At 51.4% G+C, this 20381-nt stretch carries 17 protein-coding genes; 10 read left to right on the top strand and 7 right to left on the bottom strand.

Annotated features, from left to right (window positions below):
* The first annotated feature begins 193 nt into the window (after window positions 1–193).
* The 5 genes from HV243_RS19495 (at window position 194) to foxA (ending at window position 6442) form a co-directional block, all read left to right on the top strand.
* Complete coding sequence (locus HV243_RS19495; protein WP_046275632.1) at window positions 194–829, top strand: DUF2913 family protein; 636 nt, start codon at window positions 194–196, stop codon at window positions 827–829.
* Between the two features lie 91 nt (window positions 830–920).
* Complete coding sequence (locus tag HV243_RS19490; RefSeq protein ID WP_016151936.1) at window positions 921–1160, top strand: hypothetical protein; 240 nt, start codon at window positions 921–923, stop codon at window positions 1158–1160.
* A gap of 208 nt (window positions 1161–1368) precedes the next feature.
* On the top strand, window positions 1369–2949 hold the full coding sequence (locus tag HV243_RS19485; protein WP_046275630.1) for a methyl-accepting chemotaxis protein: 1581 nt from the start codon (window positions 1369–1371) through the stop codon (window positions 2947–2949).
* A 279-nt stretch (window positions 2950–3228) separates the two neighbouring features.
* A complete protein-coding gene (locus tag HV243_RS19480; protein WP_032931274.1) occupies window positions 3229–4212 on the top strand; it encodes a helix-turn-helix transcriptional regulator in 984 nt (327 codons plus the stop codon).
* A 121-nt stretch (window positions 4213–4333) separates the two neighbouring features.
* A complete protein-coding gene (gene foxA / locus HV243_RS19475; protein ID WP_088583119.1) occupies window positions 4334–6442 on the top strand; it encodes a ferrioxamine B receptor FoxA in 2109 nt (702 codons plus the stop codon).
* A 106-nt stretch (window positions 6443–6548) separates the two neighbouring features.
* Here the strand turns inward: foxA and HV243_RS19470 are convergent, their stop codons facing one another.
* The 4 genes from HV243_RS19470 to HV243_RS19455 all read right to left on the bottom strand — a co-directional run bounded on the left by HV243_RS19470 (window position 6549) and on the right by HV243_RS19455 (window position 10656).
* A complete protein-coding gene (locus HV243_RS19470; RefSeq protein ID WP_223307927.1) occupies window positions 6549–7058 on the bottom strand; it encodes a hypothetical protein in 510 nt (169 codons plus the stop codon).
* A 183-nt stretch (window positions 7059–7241) separates the two neighbouring features.
* A complete protein-coding gene (locus HV243_RS19465) occupies window positions 7242–8336 on the bottom strand; it encodes a 4Fe-4S binding protein (RefSeq protein WP_101700636.1) in 1095 nt (364 codons plus the stop codon).
* A 219-nt stretch (window positions 8337–8555) separates the two neighbouring features.
* Window positions 8556–9944, bottom strand: coding sequence for a diguanylate cyclase (locus HV243_RS19460; RefSeq protein ID WP_053390014.1), 1389 nt, complete (start codon window positions 9942–9944; stop codon window positions 8556–8558).
* 79 nt (window positions 9945–10023) lie between these two features.
* Entirely contained in the window at window positions 10024–10656 is a 633-nt protein-coding gene (locus HV243_RS19455; protein ID WP_053390015.1) for a LysE family transporter, read from the bottom strand.
* Between the two features lie 273 nt (window positions 10657–10929).
* On the opposite strand from HV243_RS19455, the gene yahO reads away from it, so the two are divergent.
* Window positions 10930–11205, top strand: coding sequence for a DUF1471 family periplasmic protein YahO (gene yahO, locus HV243_RS19450; RefSeq protein ID WP_016151944.1), 276 nt, complete (start codon window positions 10930–10932; stop codon window positions 11203–11205).
* Between the two features lie 32 nt (window positions 11206–11237).
* Here the strand turns inward: yahO and prpR are convergent, their stop codons facing one another.
* Window positions 11238–12848: a propionate catabolism operon regulatory protein PrpR gene (gene prpR / locus HV243_RS19445; RefSeq protein WP_046275626.1), complete on the bottom strand. Its 1611-nt coding sequence runs from the start codon at window positions 12846–12848 to the stop codon at window positions 11238–11240.
* Window positions 12849–13099: 251 nt separating this feature from the next.
* On the opposite strand from prpR, the gene prpB reads away from it, so the two are divergent.
* The 4 genes from prpB (at window position 13100) to prpE (ending at window position 18647) form a co-directional block, all read left to right on the top strand.
* Window positions 13100–13981 carry a methylisocitrate lyase gene (gene prpB / locus HV243_RS19440; RefSeq protein WP_016151946.1) on the top strand — a complete coding sequence of 294 codons (882 nt, stop codon included), beginning with the start codon at window positions 13100–13102 and terminating at the stop codon, window positions 13979–13981.
* A gap of 80 nt (window positions 13982–14061) precedes the next feature.
* Complete coding sequence (gene prpC, locus HV243_RS19435) at window positions 14062–15231, top strand: 2-methylcitrate synthase (protein WP_047497899.1); 1170 nt, start codon at window positions 14062–14064, stop codon at window positions 15229–15231.
* Window positions 15232–15269: 38 nt separating this feature from the next.
* Window positions 15270–16721 carry a bifunctional 2-methylcitrate dehydratase/aconitate hydratase gene (locus tag HV243_RS19430; RefSeq protein WP_016155798.1) on the top strand — a complete coding sequence of 484 codons (1452 nt, stop codon included), beginning with the start codon at window positions 15270–15272 and terminating at the stop codon, window positions 16719–16721.
* Window positions 16722–16760: 39 nt separating this feature from the next.
* A complete protein-coding gene (gene prpE / locus HV243_RS19425) occupies window positions 16761–18647 on the top strand; it encodes a propionate--CoA ligase (RefSeq protein ID WP_016155799.1) in 1887 nt (628 codons plus the stop codon).
* Between the two features lie 44 nt (window positions 18648–18691).
* On the opposite strand, the gene HV243_RS19420 is transcribed toward prpE, so the two are convergent.
* Together HV243_RS19420 and HV243_RS19415 are read right to left on the bottom strand one after the other, a co-directional pair.
* Window positions 18692–18964 carry a YceK/YidQ family lipoprotein gene (locus HV243_RS19420; RefSeq protein WP_016151950.1) on the bottom strand — a complete coding sequence of 91 codons (273 nt, stop codon included), beginning with the start codon at window positions 18962–18964 and terminating at the stop codon, window positions 18692–18694.
* 155 nt (window positions 18965–19119) lie between these two features.
* Complete coding sequence (locus tag HV243_RS19415; protein ID WP_053390016.1) at window positions 19120–20373, bottom strand: MFS transporter; 1254 nt, start codon at window positions 20371–20373, stop codon at window positions 19120–19122.
* Window positions 20374–20381 lie beyond the last annotated feature (8 nt).

The raw sequence follows: 20381 nt of genomic DNA, 5'->3' as shown, positions 1-20381 counted from the left end.
GTATAATTCTTATTATTTATCGCTGAGCCATCTGGGCATCAATGATTAATAAGAGTGATGTGTTAAGTTTGCAATTTTATTACATAGGGATTAATTAATCTGGATCATATTTTGATGTTTTTAGTTGTAGTATTTTTTAAAATGAAATAATGCAAGATTTACATGTAATAATGATTTATTTGGGCAGGTTTAAGTGGTAAGGGATTCAGGAAAAGTTAGTACGTTACGACACCATTATCAGGATGACCTGGAAGCGTTTACCTGGAGTGCATTGGTAGCAATTGGTATCGCAATACGGGACCGTAAGATTCATTCTAAAATGTCAGAGCATCTTTTTATTATGCAATGGCTGGCCATCGCTAAAAAAAGAAAACTCTTCTCAAGGAACGTAGTCAATGAACTTCAATGGTTAATTGATGAAGGCAAGAAAAAAAGCCTCAATGCACAACTTAAATTTAAAATAGAATATCTATACTCGACTTCGAGTGGCGATGTATCGATGCAAAACGACTATTTTAAGTTTACTCATACGATTGAGGTGTTGAGAAATAATGGCTGGGAAAGCTTTCTGCTTACGCCAGAGAAATGGCGAGATCTGCATGAAAAGATTAAGGTAAGAGAAGGTAATTTTATTTTTATGGATGACACTCGGCTGCAGGCGTGTTTTGGCGTGCAGGGTGAGATTGTCAAACCCTTCTGTATCCGGGTATATGGCGATGTTGAGTTTGCAAAGTTAACGTTCATTAAACATAACCTTCCGGCTGAATTTGTAAAACACGTTTCAAATGAGTTTTATCACTTCCATTTTCTTCTGGTAAGTAATGCTTAACTGACGATGTGGACAATGTGCTGTTAATGCAAAGAATAGATTGATCAACTTGTAAATTTATCGGATAGAAACCACGCGCCAAGGACAGCGAATGTTTACTCGAAAGTTAGTGATTGCCAACGAATGGATAAGGTTGTCTGATATTCCAGACAGTGTGTCCATTTCTTTTCGGGGCGTTCTCGAGATAACTGAAAGTACAGGTGTGCCAGACGCCAGCACGCCGTTGTTACGTTTAGAAAATGAAATGGCACCGATCACCGTCGATTCGTTGTCCTGGGTGCGGGTGCCTGTCGATAGTCAGAAAGACATTACCGTTTATATCCATAAATAATATTAATGTTGAATAGTTTTGGCCTTATTTTTGCCAATATTACAGGGCTGCTGTTTATCGCAGTATGTCCCCCTGAGTAATTAATTTATTACCTAAGAATGAATGCGGAAACTTTCTAATAATTAACCATTTTACAGGTTAAGGTATTGCGTGATGTGTCGATAACAATTAAGTCGTAGAGGATTTTTATTGTTATGGAGATGTTTAAATGTTAAAGAATATGAGAATTAAAACCAGCCTGTTATTATTGCTGTTGTTATTTACCTTCATGCAGTTCTTTTCCAATGGATTTGAGTTAGTTGATCTCAAAGGAAATCAAAAAAATACGTTATTACTACATAACATCATTAAGGAGCAGGATACCCTGCATAAGGTCGTTGAGGCTGTTTATAAAGTCAGAAGCGTTCGTGATAATATTCAACAACATAATGCGACCGATGCCCGACAGACAGTGAATCAAATGCAAGATCAGATGGCGTATGCCAGAAAACAGTTCGATATTTTCTGGGGTATTCCTGGATTGACGGCTGACGATCCGCAAATCGGTAAAGTCATCAGAACGGCTTTTGAGCAACAAATGAATGCTGAGCAAAAGTCTATTGATACATTAAATCAGACGCTTTCCAGCAACAGTATTATTAATGCGCAAGAAAATGCTAATGCGGAACTGCTCGCGGCTCGCAAAAATTTCGATAACGAAGTGACGAATTATTACAAATCAACAATGCTGATTGGTGAGAAGATCGTTGCACAAACACACGTTCAGTTTAATACCTCGATCCTGAAAGTATCCGTGATCCTGGTCATTACGGTACTTATCTTCTTTATCTGTAATTTCTGGTTGAACCGGACCATCATTCAGCCTTTAAAAATCGTTTCTGAGCATTTTGCGCGGATTGGTAAAGGCGATCTCAGCCATCCTGTTAAGGTGTCGGGTAACAATGAAATCGGCGTACTGTGCTTAAATTTGCATAATATGCAAAAAGGCCTGCGGGAGACTGTCAGCACTATTCGCGATGGCGTTGAGTCTATTAATATCGGTATGCAGGAAATTGCTTCCGGTAATTCCGATTTATCAACCAGAACGGAACAGCAGGCTGCGGCAGTCGTTGAAACGGCGGCCAGTATGGAGCAGATTTCAGTCACAACAAAAAATAATACTGATAAGTCACATCAGGCATCCGTCATGACCAGCGAAAGCACGGAAATGGCATTGCGTGGCGAGCGTTTAATGAGTGATATGGTTGAGAAAATTCACCTGATCAGCCGTAATGCGCAAGGCGTGAACGAAATATCCAATGTTATTGATAGTATTGCTTTTCAAACCAATATCCTGGCATTAAACGCGGCGGTGGAAGCCGCACGCGCTGGTGAGTCCGGGCGTGGGTTTGCCGTTGTGGCGAGTGAAGTCCGAACGCTTGCTCAGCGCAGCGCCTCCTCGGCGAAAGAAATCAGTGAACTGGTTGCCAAAGCGGCAATTAGCGTTAAGGAAGGGGTAGAGATAGCCGAAAACAGTGGCGCCATGATGGCGGATATTGCGAAGGCAATACGCAACATTAATGTCTTAATGGAAGATATCTCTGGAGCCTCAGGGGAACAGAGTCGCGGCATCGAACAGATCCGGGTTGCGGTAACGCAAATGGAGCAAGTGACTCAGCAAAACGCCTCGCTGGTTGAGGAGATTGCCGCCACGACAGGCAGTGTGGAAGAGCAGTCGGCAATGCTATCCCAGGCTGTGGCGGTGTTCCAGGTGGAAGAAAACCAGCCTGAAATTCAGCATAATAAGTAGAGTACAAACTCGGCGGGTATCGTGGTGCGTTTGACGTGCCCGTTTATGACAGTGAGAAAGGTTGAGCTGCACACGGCTCACAGACCGCAGTTCATCAGGTGTCAATGTTGCCTGATGAGCTGCGCGAGAAAAATATCGGGAATGACGTTCTCCAGCGCGATTTGAAATCGCATACGTCATGTTGATAATAATTCTCATTATTATTGTTGTGTTGTACAGGTAATGGTAATGTTGCTTCAGTTATCAACCGTTAATCCCATTTCCTGTGCAGAAGACAGCATGAACAACACCACCGCCCTGAATACGTCCAGACGCGTAGCCCGCACCTTCTCCGTCAGCGAGTTTATGGATTTTGGTGAGCGTTACGGGATCGATTACCGCTTTCCCCTGCTGGCGCAAAAGCCGGATTTGTCGTCTTGCAGCCCCGTTCTGCAGGGGGAGGTTGAGGAGATGACTCTCCCCTGCGGGATGTGTGTCACGCACTCTGATGTGCAGGTGCTACAACCCTACGAAACCACCTCCCGCCACAGCAGTCCTCTGTATATGCTGGTGGTTCTGGAAGGCTGCGTCATCCTGACGCTCAACGGGCAGGAGCATGTGGTGCGTTCCGGGATGGCGTTTAGCTCACGCCTGAGCGAGCATCAGACGATGCGTGCCCGCCATCATGCTGACTGCAAACTGCGCACGTTATCGCTCGGTCTGTATCCCGACGGCGCGTGGCGCACGGGGTTGCTCGAATCGTTGATGCGTGAGTGGGAAAGATGCGAAACGCCGACGCTTATCTGGCAGGTGCCGGGATTTTTACTCAGCGGCCTGCAGTATGCGCAGCGGAGCACGATCGGTCATGTTTCTCGCCAACTGATGCTGGAAGGGCTGATATTACAACTGTTCGGCCATGGCCTCAGCGTGTGTCAGGTTGAGAGTGGCAAGCGGCTTGCGGCAAGCGGTGAACAGCAGCGGCTGGAGGTCGTTCGTCGTCTTCTGGAGCAGAGTCCCGAGAATGACTACACCCTCAATGCCCTGGCCCAACGCGCGGCGATGAGCCCCAGCAGCCTGCGCAGCAAGTTCCGTGCGGCCTATGGCTGTTCCGTCTTTGACTACCTGCGTGATTGCCGTCTGGAACGCGCGCGCGGCTATTTACTGGAAGGATACAGCGTACAGCAGGCGGCCTGGATGTCGGGTTATCAACATGCTACCAACTTCTCCACCGCATTTCGGCGTCGTTACGGCTTTTCGCCTGGCGATGTGCTCAAACTTTGCTAATCCATTTTTACGTTTTGCGCACGTGCCTTCCCGACAATTTGGCACTGCGCATAGGCAACCTGGCATCCTGCATAGCTATCTCCGTTAGCAAAAAGGTAATAATTCTCACTTACAATTAGACATGCCTTTGGAGATATTCATGTTCGCGAAGACTCGGTTGGCGCTATTGGTGGGATGGGTGACCGGTAGCGTGGCTTTTCCTCTGCTGGCGCAGGAAACAACAAAAAACGATACGGTGGTTGTCACCTCGCAAATGCAAAGCGGGGCCACGAAGCTCGCCACGCCGGATCTTGAAACGCCTCAGTCGGTATCGATCATTACCCGTGAACAGTTTGAAGAGCAGGGCGCCACCAGCGTGCGCCAGGCCGTAAGCTATACGCCGGGGGTGTACAGCAATCAGATTGGTGCCTCCAACCGCTTTGACTATATTGTGCTGCGTGGTTTCTCGGATGGTAGCCTGGACAACGTCTATCTCGATGGCCTGAAGATGATGGGGGACACCAACTCACACAGCTCGCTGGTGGTTGATCCGTGGTTCCTCGAAGATATAGAAGTGGTACGCGGCCCGGCTTCCGTACTGTATGGCCGTTCTTCTCCGGGCGGTATTGTCGCGCTGACATCACGTAAGCCGTCGTTTGATGCTGGCGGAGAAGTGAAACTGTTTGCTGGCAACAATAACCAGCGCGGCGCGGCGTTTGACGTCACCGGGGCGCTGGATGATAACGATCGCGTGGCGGCACGACTGAGTGGAATGACGCGTTACGCAGACTCGCAGTTTGGTCCATTGAAGGAAGAACGTTATGCGCTGATGCCCAGCCTGACCTGGCGCATCACCGACCAGACGCGTCTGGATCTGATGGCTTATCTGCACCGTGACCCGGAAGGCGGAAGCCACTCCGGTCTGCCGTATGACGGCACCGTGGTTCCACATTACGGGCAAAAGATCTCCAACACCTTTTACGAAGGCGAGGATGATTACGACAAATACGATCGCCGTGAAAACATGGTGGGCTACAACGTTGAGCACCTGTTTGATAACGGCTGGTCGGTGCGGCAAAAACTGCGCTACCTGCATACCGACGTTGAGCTGAATCAGGTGTATGCGGCGGGCTGGCTGAATGAAACCGAGCTTAACCGCGGCTACTCCGGCTCCGATGAAAAAATGTCAGCGATTACGCTGGATAACCAACTCGACGGCAGCTTTGATACCTGGCAGGTCAACCACCGTGTGCTGGTGGGGATCGACTATCAGGATCGCAGCAACAATACCACCGGTTACTACGGTGCATTCCCGCCGATTGACGCCTTTAACCCGGTATACGGCGCGCAGCCTGATTACATCAACATGTATGCGCGTGAGAAGCACAAGCTGCGCCAGACAGGCTACTATTTGCAGGATCAGATGTCATGGGATCGCTGGCGTATTACGCTCGGCGGTCGCTACGATCAGGTCAGCGTTTCTAACATTGATAAGATCAACGATACCCGTAGCGATCTGGACAAAAACAACTTCAGCACCCGTGCTGCGCTGCTCTATTTGTTCGATAACGGCTTTGCGCCGTATGTGAGTTATTCCACCGCCTTTACGCCAACCAGCTTTGCCGATGAGAACGGCAATCTGCTGGATCCGATGAAAGGCAAGCAGTGGGAAGCCGGGCTGAAATATGAGCCGGAAGGACTCAACAGTCAGTTTAGCGCGTCGGTATTCCGTATCAATCAGACGAATATTGCCACCAAAGAAGAGCCGACCGATCCGTACCGCTCGATTGGGGAAATTGAGTCTGAAGGGGTGGAGCTGGAGGCCATTAGCCAACTGACGGAGAGCTTCCGTCTGCAGGCGGCGTATACCTATACCGACATTCGCTATAAGAAAAGCAGCCCGGAAGAGCAGGGTAAGCGCGCAGTGTACGCACCGCGTAACCAGGCCAGTACCTGGCTGAGCTACGATGTGAAAAGCGGTCCGCTGGATGGCCTGACGCTGGGCTCAGGCGTGCGTTATGTCAACGGTATTGCCAGCGATCGCCTGAATACTCACACTCTGCCGTCCTACACGCTGGTGGATATGGCAATTGGCTACGACTTAACGAATATCGGTATTAAAGGGTTGAGCGCTCAGTTGAACGTCAACAACCTGACTGACAAGCGCTACGTTGCGGCTTGTAATTCGCTCTCATACTGCTACTTCGGCGCCGAGCGCAGCATTGTCGGCAGCGTTTCATGGAAGTTCTGAGTATCGTTTTTTAACCGGATGGCGGCGCTGGCGCCTTATCAAGCCTACAGTTGCGTGCAAATTGTAGGCCTGATAAGCGCAGCGCCATCAGGCTGGGGGATTGCGGTTATTGTGTAAAACCGTTTTGCATACAAATCTGCGCGCTGGTTCTCAGGGTAAAGGCGACTTTGTCTGGGTACTGGCTGTAATAGTTATGCTCTTCTTCCAACCCTTTCGCCTGCGCCAGACGTACCGTTTCCAGCGAGCAGGTACGGTAGATCAGGTCTTTATTCATATTGGTCTGCTTTTCACGCTGTTTATCTGCGGACAGCGCCAGCCAGCTCTCGGACAGCGAGTAATCGTAGACCACCCGATTTCCTTTCGCCTGCACATTTTCAATGGTAATGAATTCGTCGATTTTAAGTCTTGGCTGCCCACGCATTTTTTTCTTATCTTCTGCTGCGGCATATTGGGCCAGCGCATTAATATCCATGCCTGCTATTTTCTGTTTATAGATATCGACATAAGCGGCGGGCTGCTGATAACGCTGAGCGTAAGCGTTTCTTAATTCTCCATCGCTTACCGTACAACCCGCCAGAAACAGAGGTAAAAGCAGCGCCAGTTTTATTTTAGTCATGATGTTATCCCGTTCATTATTGTGGTCCCAGTCGCCCATAACATAATAAAAAAATGATTACGGGTGATATTTAAGGTTGTATAAACGGGGGCACGATGACACAAGTGCAATAGTCTTAAAATGGCGTTACAGGCAGGAAACCCTGCCAGAATTGGCAGGGGTTTTGAACATACTGGTAAAGAATTAATGGCCGATCATTTTTGCTTTCGGGATCAACTGGAAATACAGGTGATCCGGCACCGGCGTATCCCAGACGTTGGCATAAACCGCGTAACCAATGGTGGCAAACAGAATCCCCAGCACCAGTATTGTCATGGCAATACCCGACAGTGCCGTTTGTCGCCATAACGCTTTACCGCTGCCTTTTGCACCCGGCGGTGTCTGCAGGGAAAAGCTCAATGTTGAAGCCACCGGGCAGGATTCAACACAGGTCATGCAGCCAGTGCATTCCACAGTACGCACCTGAATCAGTCTGTCGACCGGGATTTTCGATGGGCAATTTTTCGCGCATTTCCCGCAATCAATGCAACTGTCGGCGTTGCGGCGGATTTTAAACGGCGAGAACAGCGAGAACAGACCAAGCAGTGCGCCGTAAGGACACAGATAACGACACCAGGCATTGCGAATAAACAGGCTCAGGAGGCTGATAACGACCACGGAGATGAGCGTGGCGGAGCCAATATGGCGAAAGAAATCGAGCATCTTCACATCGATGATGATTCCATAGGCTGACGTCAGAAAGTACTGAATCCCCTGGGCGGGCATCGACAGGGCGATATACAAGAAGAAACTCAGCAGCAGATACTTCAGGCTGAGCAGCGGGATATCCAGCCAGCGCGGTAGCGTAAAGTTACGACCGAATAATTTTCTCCCCAGATTACCGAGCAGTTCGGAAAGCGTCCCCACCGGGCATAACCATGAACAGAAGGCTTTTTTTAACAACAGGCTAATCAGGATAAACGCAACTAACAGCAGCATAGAGGCGGCATGGATGGGCGGAAGAAAACCGGTCTCTAGCGTATAGCGGAAATTCATCAAACCCGCTATCGGCAGCCATCCCTCAATACCGCCGGGCCTTGGAATATAAACGCTGGTGCCGGCGGTTTCGAAATAGCGGACCCAATACCAGAACGCCACGCCAATATAAATATTGATAGCCAGCAGGAGAAACTGGGTGGCTTTTCGCCAGCTGCTGGCGTTGCGCCAGTCATTCCACGGCAGTTTACCCCCGGTCGTGCCTGGGCGGCGCTGCCAGCGCGTTCTCATCTTCCCGTTCATGGTTTTATAGTATCCCTCATATTTCCCCTTCTGCATTCAGAAGGCGTCATCACCGGGATATGCTAGCGCTATTCAGATTTGGTGTATTTGATTTGCATCTTATTACGCGGCTGTTATTTTCTTCATGCCAATATGCCTGAAAAATAATAACAGCCCGATATTTATCACAGGTCAGATAAATACCCTGAACGGGGTATTTATTTCTCTGCAGGGCAACGGTTATTCCTGATAAACCTCAACGCGGTCGCGGCCATTACTTTTCGCCAGATAAAGTGCGCGATCGGCTTTATCAACCAACTGTTTATAGTCGGGATGATAGTCATATTCGGCAATACCAATACTGACGGTAATAGAAAACGTTTCTGTCGCTGAGGCTGCCATGCGCATCTCGGCAATTTTCATACGCAGCGTTTCCAGAATAATACTGGCCTGTGTTTCATCTGACTCGACGAGCAGAATCATAAATTCTTCGCCACCGTAGCGGAACACATAATCGCTGCTGCGGATATGATCGTAAATGACCGCCGCGACGTTTTTGAGCGTCAGATCGCCAGTATTATGCCCGAAGTTATCGTTAATTTGCTTGAAGTAGTCGATATCCAGCATCGCCAGGGTAAAAGGCTTACGCGTATGTAACGCCAGCGAGATCTCGCGCCGCATGATGGTCGGAATAAAGCGGCGATTAAGCAACTGGGTCAGCGAATCTTTACCATTTTCCTGCTTAACCAGCGCGTCGAACATTGAGGCGAGCAGGAAATGGATTTTTGCCGATAGCTGGCGTACATCCTGCAATAAGCTCATCCGCTCGGGTTCTGTCGGCTGATGCTGATGCGACAGGGTTGTTGTCAGACGACTGTCGATCTCTGCAATCAGTGATTCCATCTTATTCAGCAGATTGCTGTTGCCGAGGATATGTTTTCCCTTATGTGATAACCACATACCGAAGTCAGAATTCGCCAGAAACACCATCTCACCGAAAGGCATTCCGGTGGCGATGTTATAAATAAACTGGTTTTCCCAGTCGGTAAACGAACGGATTTGCCGCTCGCGCTCGACGTTAACGTCATCGTAAATAGTCTGTAGACGGTACTGCTCCTGCGTGTGCATAGAGTTTTGAAAACTGGGGGAATAGGAGACCGTCATGGCCTCCAGCGCAGTATCCATTGCCAGACTGCTGAAACAGATAGCATCGCTCAGCAAGGCGGGAGTGGAATCCGCCTTTGTTTTTAACACCCTGTACAGCTCATCTTTCAGCTTGCGCGCGCCGCGGTTTACCAGATCGATGGGCAGGCCGATACGGGCATGCACCACACCAATTTTGCGCTGTTTGGCCAGCAGTTGTGAGAGATCTTCGTGGGCGCTGCCAAGTACGCTGAGCAGCCAGTCAAACATGCTGCCGCTGAGGCGGGTACTGACCTGTTCTGTATTGAGGAACAATGCGCTCTCCGCATGGGAGAGCATATAGTCATAAAAAACGGTTACTAAATGGCGGATCTCTTCATCGCTTAACGATGTCAGGAGCGTGTGAACTTCAGGTGATGTTTGACGTAACAGCGCCTGCCATTCTGTAAGGAGTAATGTGTCGTTTACCGGTTCAACCTGTTCCATCTTACTGCCACTCAACGTGCGATTAAAAATTCAGGCGGTATTACGGACAATTACCTCACGATGGTCAAGTTAAACTCTCTTATCGATGGCTAATACCTTCATAAATAAGCCTGAGCGCGAAGACACCAATAATGGCGCCAATCACCCGGCTGGCAACCCGTTGGATTCGGCCATACGCACGGCGCACGGCGGGCAACGAAAACGCCTGGCTGAGAAAAATACGCCAGATAACGGAAGACAACACAATGCCGGCCCAGGCCATCAACCTGGCCCACGTTGGCGTGTCTGCGCTTAAGGTGACCGAGAAGATACTAATAAAAAACAGCACGGTTTGCGGATTAGATAAATCCGTTAATAACCCACGGCGGAAAAACACATACCAGGGGGCGGAAAGCGGCTGCTGTAGCGTTGGCATTTGCGGTGTAGCCTGATGCCGGATGCTGTTCCAGGCGAACCACAGCAGATAGGCGCCGCCGACAATCTTAATCAACGAAAAAATCTGTTCACACTGAGTGATAAGCGTCGCCATGCCAAAGAGCCCGAGGCCGGAGTAGAACGCATCGCCTAAGGCGACGCCCAGACCGGTTATCACGCCCGCGCGTCGCCCTGACGCCAGGCTGGTTTGCACCACCACAAACAGGTTCGCGCCGGGGTTAAAAAAAGTTAAAACAAACAGGCTGACGGTGAGTACGACGGCGTGCAGAGGTTCCATAGACAACAATTCCTCAGATTCTCATAAAGTTAACACTATAATTTCAGTGCGCTGCCTGTTCTGAGGATCAACTCACACTGGCTATTGAAACTTTGAACAGGTTGACGCGCTGCTACCCGGTGACCGGTTTTTTCTGCGCCGCAAAATCTCTATATATTCCTGCTGAATGTGGATTTTTTATCCAGGCTGGACTAGTTATTAATCATCCTTGAATCGCGTTATGTAATGTTCAGGGATCGATGATGGCGTAATAACAAAACCTGGAGCTGGTCTATGAAAACTGGAATTAAAGTACTTATTGGTGCATTAGCTTTTGTCGTGACCAACGCATATGCCGCGGAATTTATGACAAAACTTGAATTTGAAAAGGTTGAGTCGCAGTACACAAAAATCGGTGATATCTCAACGAGTAATGAAGTTTCTGTCTCAGACGCTAAAGAAGAGCTGCTGAAGAAAGCAGAAGAGAAAGGGGCCGATGTGGTGGTATTAACCTCCGGTCAAACGGATAATAAAATCCATGGCACAGCCAATATCTACAAGAAAAAATAATACGCTACTGTAAAAATCGCGATACCCGCCGGTCATTGTATCGGCGGGTTTTCTTTTAATCTGCGCCAGAAGGTGGTTCGACTTACCCCGAGATATCGTGCAGCCGCGGTTTTATCGCCATTGAATTGCGCCAGCACCTGCTGCGGCGTCAGCGATGAGGATACCTGCGGCGCGTCAGCAGCAACGGCCAGTTCCGGTAACAGCTGCTGCAGGAATTGTACGTTCAGCTCCGGCTGCGGCTCGACGCTTAAAAACAGCGCCAGGCGCTCCATCATATTACGCAGTTCACGGATATTCCCAGGCCAGCCATAATTCAGTAACGTCGGTTGACTCAGACCCAGCCCCTTGCGCACAGGTTCAGAAAACGGCACCTCCAGTTCCGCCAGCGACTGTTTTAAAAAGCCTTCCGCCAGCGGCAGGATATCGGGCAATCGCTCGCGTAGCGGCGGTAGCGTGAGGCGCAAAATACTCAGGCGATAAAACAGATCGGTGCGAAATTCTCCCTGTTTTATCTCCTGCTCCAGATGACAGTGGGTGGCGCTAATCACCCGTACATCGACCGGAATCGGCTGATGTCCACCGACACGGGTGACCTCTTTTTCTTCCAGCACGCGCAGCAGTCGGGTTTGTAACGGCAGCGGCATTTCGCCTATCTCATCAAGAAACAGCGTTCCGCCGTGGGCGATTTCAAACAGGCCCGCGCGTCCTCCCCGACGGGAGCCAGTAAAGGCACCATCCTCATAGCCGAACAGTTCCGCTTCCAGTAATGATTCGGTGATTGCCCCGCAGTTGACAGCAACAAACGGCGGCGAAGGTTTACCGCGCCGGTTCTCCTGACGGGTGAAAAACTCACGATGAATTGCCTGCGCCGCCAGCTCTTTGCCCGTGCCGGTTTCGCCCTGAATCAGCACCGGCGCACGTGAACGGGCATAAAGCATAATGGTGTGCCGCACCTGTTCCATCTGTGCCGAGTGACCGCGCATATCCCCCAGCGCATAGCGGGTGCGCAGCGTATCGCCGGAAACGTACGGACCGTTTCTGCGCAGCGTCAGACGAGTCATATCGAGCGCATCGACAAAGGCCTGGCGCACGGTGGCCGCCGAATAGATAAAGATGCCGGTCATGCCTGCTTCTTCAGCCAGGTCGGTAATCAACCCCGCGCCGACGACCGCCTGCGTGCCGCTGGCTTTCAGTTCGTTGATTTGCCCACGGGCATCTTCTTCCGTGATATAGCTGCGTTGTTCAAGCTGCAAATTGAAGGTTTTTTGAAAAGCGAGCAGCGCGGGGAGGGTTTCCTGATAGGTAATGACGCCAATCGACGAGGTGAGCTTTCCCGCTTTGGCCAGCGCCTGTAGCACGTCAAACCCGCTGGGTTTAATCAGGATCACCGGAATCGATAAACGGCTTTTCAGATACGCCCCGTTGGAACCCGCGGCAATGATGGCATCACAACGCTCGGTGGCTAACTTCTTGCGGATATACGTCACCGCTTTTTCAAAACCAAGCTGAATAGGGGTGATGGTTGCCAGGTGGTCGAACTCCAGGCTGATGTCGCGAAACAGTTCGAACAGGCGCGTGACCGAAACGGTCCAGATAACCGGTTTGTCGTCGTTCACCCGCGGCGGAAGATGCGTATCAGCCATAACCATCCTAAAAAGTAAGGCACCGAGTATTAGGGTTTAGTTGTGTTTCATGAATGTTGCAATGAAACGTGAAGGAACGTTTCATGAAACGATAGCTGACACGCTTTTGTGCAACAAAGATACAAAGATTTAATTTAATATATTGTTTTTAAAGGTAAATATATAAATTAATTAAAAATTAAGGTCTTTGGCATATCCCTTGCTTTAAATAAATCAACTAATGATAACAAGTTGATAACAAAGGACGGGATATGTCTCTACACTCCCCAGGGCAGGCGTTTCGCGCCGCGCTCAGCAAAGAAAACCCATTACAAATCGTTGGCACCATCAACGCCAACCACGCTCTGCTGGCCCAACGCGCCGGATATCAGGCGATTTATCTCTCCGGCGGCGGCGTCGCGGCTGGGTCTCTGGGTCTGCCGGATCTCGGTATTTCTACCCTTGATGATGTGCTAACCGATATTCGCCGCATTACTGATGTTTGCCCGCTGCCATTGCTGGTGGATGCGGATATCGGTTTTGGATCGTCAGCTTTCAACGTGGCGCGGACCGTGAAGTCGATTTCCAAAGCCGGTGCCGCCGCGCTGCATATTGAAGATCAGATCGGTGCCAAACGCTGCGGTCATCGCCCGAACAAGGCGATCGTCTCGAAAGAAGAGATGGTCGACAGGATCCGCGCCGCCGTGGATGCGCGTACCGATCCCAACTTTGTGATCATGGCACGGACCGATGCATTGGCGGTGGAAGGGTTAGAGGCCGCCATCGATCGTGCCCAGGCGTACGTCGAAGCAGGCGCGGATATGTTGTTCCCGGAAGCCATTACCGAGCTTGCCATGTACCGTCAGTTTGCCGATGCGGTACAGGTGCCGATCCTCGCCAACATTACCGAATTTGGTGCTACGCCACTGTTCACCACCGATGAACTGCGCAGCGCGAACGTCGCGATGGCGCTGTATCCACTGTCGGCCTTCCGCGCCATGAACCGCGCTGCGGAAAAGGTTTACAACGTGCTGCGCCAGGAAGGAACGCAAAAGAGCGTTATCGACATTATGCAGACGCGCAACGAGCTGTACGAAAGCATCAATTACTACCAGTTCGAAGAGAAACTCGACGCGTTGTATACCAAGAAGTAACCGTCGTAGGCCGGATAAGGCGTAGCCGCCATCCGGCAATAAATTTGTACCCTACATATTATAAAAATGACGAGGACAACATGAGCGACACAACGATCCTGCAAAATAGTACCCATGTCATTAAACCTAAAAAATCGGTTGCGCTGTCAGGCGTTGCCGCCGGAAATACCGCGCTGTGTACCGTTGGCAAAAGTGGTAACGACCTGCACTATCGCGGCTACGATATTCTCGACCTGGCGCAGCAGTGCGAATTTGAAGAAGTCGCGCACCTGCTGATCCACGGGAAATTGCCCACCCGTGATGAGCTCACCGCCTATAAAATCAAATTAAAAGCGCTGCGCGGACTGCCCGCAAACGTGCGTACCGTTCTGGAAGCGCTGCCTGCTGCCTCGCACCCGATGGACGTGATGCGCACCGGCGTCTCCGCGCTGGGCTGTACGTTGCCGGAAAAAGAAGGGCATACCGTCTCCGGCGCACGCGATATTGCCGACAAGCTGCTGGCATCGCTCAGTTCTATTCTCCTGTACTGGTATCACTACAGCCATAACGGCGAGCGTATTCAGCCGGAAACTGACGATGATTCCATTGGCGGCCACTTCCTGCATCTGCTGCATGGCGAAAAGCCGTCGCGAAGCTGGGAAAAAGCGATGCATATTTCGCTGGTGCTGTACGCCGAACACGAATTCAACGCCTCCACCTTCACCAGCCGCGTGATTGCAGGGACCGGATCCGATATGTATTCCGCGATTATTGGCGCGATTGGCGCACTGCGTGGTCCGAAACACGGCGGGGCGAATGAAGTATCGCTGGAGATCCAACAGCGCTACGAAACGCCAGACGAAGCGGAAGCGGATATCCGTAAACGCGTTGAAAACAAAGAAGTGGTGATTGGCTTTGGTCATCCGGTTTACACCATCGCCGACCCGCGCCATCAGGTGATAAAGCGCGTGGCGAAACAGCTTTCTCAGGAAGGCGGTTCGCTGAAAATGTACAACATCGCCGACCGTCTGGAAGACGTGATGTGGGAAACGAAAAAGATGTTCCCCAACCTCGACTGGTTCTCGGCAGTCTCCTACAACATGATGGGCGTCCCGACTGAAATGTTCACACCGCTGTTTGTCATCGCCCGCGTCACCGGCTGGGCGGCGCACATCATTGAACAGCGCCAGGACAACAAAATTATCCGTCCTTCCGCCAATTACACCGGCCCGGAAGATCGTGTCTTTGTCGCGATAGATCAGCGTTGCTAATGCAAAACCTCTAAATATAAAAAACAGGAACCCTTGTTATGTCTGCACATATTTCGAACGTCCGCCCGGAATTTGACCGTGAAATCGTTGATATCGTTGATTACGTCATGAATTACGAGATCACTTCGACGGTAGCGTATGACACCGCGCATTATTGCCTGCTTGATACCTTAGGCTGCGGCCTGGAAGCGCTGGAATATCCGGCTTGTAAAAAACTGCTGGGGCCGGTAGTCCCAGGGACTGTGGTGCCGAACGGCGTGCGCGTTCCGGGCACCCAGTTCCAGCTCGATCCGGTGCAGGCGGCGTTTAACATCGGCGCGATGATCCGCTGGCTGGACTTTAACGACACCTGGCTGGCCGCGGAATGGGGGCATCCTTCCGATAACCTCGGCGGCATTCTGGCCACGGCTGACTGGCTGTCACGCAATGCGGTAGCAGTGGGGAAAGCGCCATTAACCATGAAAAAAGTGCTCACCGGAATGATTAAAGCCCATGAAATTCAGGGCTGCATTGCGCTGGAAAACTCTTTTAACCGCGTCGGTCTCGATCACGTCCTGCTGGTCAAAGTGGCCTCCACGGCGGTGGTCGCCGAGATGCTTGGCCTGAACCGGGATGAAATCCTCAACGCCGTGTCGCTGGCGTGGGTTGACGGGCAGTCGCTGCGTACCTATCGCCATGCGCCAAACACCGGCACGCGTAAATCCTGGGCAGCTGGCGATGCAACTTCGCGCGCGGTACGTCTGGCACTGATGGCGAAAACCGGTGAGATGGGGTATCCGTCTGCGCTGACGGCGAAAACCTGGGGCTTTTATGACGTCTCTTTCAAAGGCGAATCGTTCCGCTTCCAGCGCCCGTACGGCTCTTATGTGATGGAAAACGTGCTGTTTAAAATCTCCTTCCCGGCCGAGTTCCACTCGCAGACTGCGGTAGAGGCGGCGATGACGCTGTACGAGCAGCTACAGGCTGCAGGGAAAACGGCGGCGGATATCGAAAAAGTGACCATTCGTACGCACGAAGCCTGTATCCGCATCATCGATAAAAAAGGCCCGCTGAATAACCCGGCGGATCGCGATCACTGCATCCAGTATATGGTCGCCATTCCGCTGCTGTTCGGGCGCTTAACCGCGGCAGATTATGAAGACGGCGTGGCGCAGGACAAACGCATTGATGCCCTGCGCGAGAAGATCAACTGCTTTGAAGATCCGGCCTTTACAGCCGATTACCACGATCCTGAAAAACGCGCCATCGCGAATGCCATCACCCTGGAATTCACCGACGGCTCACGTTTTGAAGAAGTGGTGGTGGAGTACCCAATCGGCCATGCGCGCCGTCGTAACGACGGGATGCCGAAGCTGGTCGAGAAGTTCAAAATCAACCTGGCGCGTCAGTTCCCGACCCGTCAGCAGCAGCGCATTCTGGATGTCTCCCTGGACAGAACTCGCCTGGAGCAGATGCCGGTCAATGAGTATATGGATTTGTTTGTTATCTGAAACCCGACTCATCAGGCGTAAGTTCAACAGGAGAGCATTATGTCTTATAGCGAGTTTTATCAACGTTCTATTACGCAGCCGGAGTCGTTCTGGGCCGAGCAGGCCCAGCGTATTGACTGGCAGCAGCCGTATACGCAGGTACTGGACCACAGCAATCCGCCGTTTGCCCGCTGGTTTTGCGGCGGGACGACCAATCTGTGCCATAACGCCATCGACCGCTGGCTGGAGAAACAGCCCGAGGCGCTGGCGCTGATTGCTGTGTCATCAGAAACCGAAGAAGAACGCACGTTTACCTTTCGTCAGTTGTATGACGAAGTGAATGTTGTGGCAGCGATGCTGTTGTCGCTCGGCGTACAGCGCGGGGATCGGGTACTGGTTTATATGCCGATGATCGCCGAAGCGCACATTACGCTGCTGGCCTGCGCACGCATTGGGGCGATCCATTCAGTGGTGTTCGGTGGTTTTGCTTCGCACAGCGTGGCGGCGCGCATCGATGACGCCCGACCGGTGGTTATCGTTTCAGCGGATGCCGGGGCGCGCGGCGGCAAGATCCTGCCCTATAAAAAGCTACTCGATGATGCGATCGATCAGGCTCAGCATCAGCCGCGTCATGTGGTGCTGGTCGACCGCGGTCTGGCGAAAATGGCGCGGGTGGAGGGGCGTGACCTCGACTTTGCCGCGCTACGCCAACAGCATCTCGGCGCACGGGTGCCGGTTGTGTGGCTGGAGTCGAACGAAACGTCCTGCATTCTCTACACCTCCGGGACAACCGGTAAACCGAAAGGCGTCCAGCGCGACGTTGGTGGTTACGCGGTCGCGCTGGCGACCTCGATGGACACCATTTTCGGCGGCAAAGCGGGCGGCGTGTTCTTCTGCGCGTCGGATATCGGCTGGGTGGTTGGGCATTCCTATATCGTGTATGCCCCGCTGCTGGCGGGGATGGCGACGGTGGTTTACGAAGGGCTGCCAACGTATCCGGACTGCGGCGTATGGTGGAAAATTGTTGAGAAGTATCAGGTCAGCCGGATGTTCTCGGCCCCGACCGCCATCCGCGTGCTGAAAAAATTCCCAACCGCGCAAATCCGCAATCACGATCTCTCCTCGCTGGAGGTGCTGTATCTGGCGGGTGAGCCGCTGGATGAACCGACCGCCAGTTGGGTAACGGAAACGCTGGGCGTCCCGGTTATCGACAACTACTGGCAGACTGAATCCGGCTGGCCGATTATGGCTATCGCCCGCGGGCTGGACGACCGACCGTCGCGGCTGGGCAGTCCTGGCGTGCCGATGTACGGCTATAACGTGCAGTTGCTCAATGAGGTGACCGGTGAACCTTGTGCGGCGAACGAGAAGGGGATGCTGGTGATTGAAGGGCCGCTGCCGCCGGGCTGTATTCAGACTATCTGGGGGGATGACGCGCGGTTTGTGAATACCTACTGGTCGCTGTTTTCCCGCCAGGTGTACGCCACCTTTGACTGGGGCATTCGCGATGCCGATGGCTATTACTTCATTCTTGGCCGTACGGATGACGTGATCAACGTGGCCGGACACCGGCTGGGGACGCGCGAGATAGAGGAGAGTATTTCCAGCTATCCAAACGTCGCCGAAGTGGCGGTGGTCGGTGTGAAGGATGCGCTGAAAGGTCAGGTGGCGGTCGCGTTTGTTATTCCAAAACAGAGCGACAGTCTGGAAGACAGCGACATTGCCCATTCGGAAGAGAAGGCGATTATGGCGCTGGTGGACAGTCAAATTGGTAATTTTGGTCGTCCGGCGCACGTCTGGTTTGTGTCGCAGCTGCCGAAAACACGCTCCGGCAAAATGCTCAGACGGACGATTCAGGCGATCTGCGAAGGCCGCGATCCTGGCGATCTGACGACCATTGACGATCCCGCATCGTTGCAGCAAATCCGTCAGGCGATCGAGGAGTAACGTCGTGTGATGCCCGGTGGCGCAATGCTTACCGGGCCTACGTGTTAATCAACTTTCTTATACGGCCCGTGATAGTAATCAAACGGCGCATAAACCGTATCGGCCACGAACGATAACGGCACATCAACAAATAACAGCGCTAAATCGAAATAGTTATAATCGTAAGCGCCCGGGTTTTTTAGTTTATCAATATCATGGCGCATACCCACGTAATACGTATCTGAATCCTCGCCTGCCGTGCGCGCATCAATGCTGCCACATCCTGTAAGTAATACGCTGATAAAGAGCGTTGTTACCGCAACCGTCTTTTTGCTCATGCTATGACCTGGCTTCTCGCCCCGTTTTACCATAACGATAAAAAAGCGGCGTGTTGTCCTCGGAACTTAAACCACCAGGTCAGGACTCATCGTGTGAGGATGGCACATCGAAGGCCGGATAAACCACGTGAGTGGTGTATCCGGCAAAGAGGCTTTTACAGCGTGACGCTTTCGCGACGACGCAGCAGAGAAAACGGCCCCGGTCCACTTAGGGTAAATACGGAAATCAACGTGAAGCTCAGCGCAATTATCCCCAGCACCAGATACGCCCCCTGGAAACCAATGCTCTCATACATTTTTCCGGCCAGAACTGACATGAAAATCATTGCTAACTGTTTGAAGAAACAGAAGCACACCAGGTAAATTGTGGCCGAGAAGCGCACTTCAAACTGACTGGTGATGTATTTGAAGCAACCGACGATCAGGAACGGTATTTCAAACATATGCAGCGTTTTGAGAATGACGACCTCCAGCGCAGAGGTGGCGAAGGAGGAGCCGATGATCCGCACCGACATTATCGTACCGGCCAGCAGTAGGGCGTTCTTTCCGCCAATGCGGTTCACAATCAGCGGCGCAAAGAACATGATAGAGGCATTAAGTAATTCCCCCATGGTCGTGACGTAGCCAAACACACGGGTACCCTGTTCGCCGGTGGCAAAGAACGAGGTAAAGAAGTTGGCGAACTGCTGGTCAAACACATCATACGTACAGGAAACGCCGACCACGTACAGGGAGAGGAACCAGAGTTTCGGTTGTTTAAATAACTCCAGCGCCAGCTTCAGACTGAATGCTGAGTTGTTGGCGCCTACCGCATCCGCAACTTTTGCAGAAGAAGGGGCATCTGTTTTTGAAAAGAGCAGCAGCAATGCCAGAATGACCGCACAGCCGGAACCTAACCAGAAGACAAACTGGTTATTGATGGTGAACATAATCCCGGCAATTGAGGCGCACAGCGCCCAGCCCACGCAGCCAAACATGCGCGCGCGACCAAATTCAAAATTGCTTCGGCGGCTGGCTTTTTCAATATAGGCTTCAATCGCCGGAGCGCCGGCATTGTAGATAAAGCCAAGGTAAATCCCGCCGACAATCGAACCCAGTAAAATATTAACCTGTAATAACGGGCCAAAGACGTAAATAAAGAATGGGGCAAACATTACCAGCATTCCGGTAATTACCCACAGCAGGTGTTTACGCAGGCCAAGCTTATCGGAAAGCAGTCCGAAAACAGGCTGGAATAATAATGAAAATAGTGAAATACAGGCGAAAATGATCCCGGTGTCACCTTTACTGATATGGTTTACATCGTGTAACCAGATAGGGAAGAAGGGGAAATAGGCACCCATAATGAAAAAGTAAAAGAAAAAGAAGAAGCCGAACATCCAAAAGTTAGTGTTTTTCAAATAATACATAATGGACT

The organism is Citrobacter sp. RHBSTW-00599 (assembly GCF_013784065.1).
Taxonomy (GTDB): Bacteria; Pseudomonadota; Gammaproteobacteria; order Enterobacterales; family Enterobacteriaceae; genus Citrobacter; species Citrobacter braakii.
This window is presented reverse-complemented; position numbering and strand designations above follow the sequence as displayed.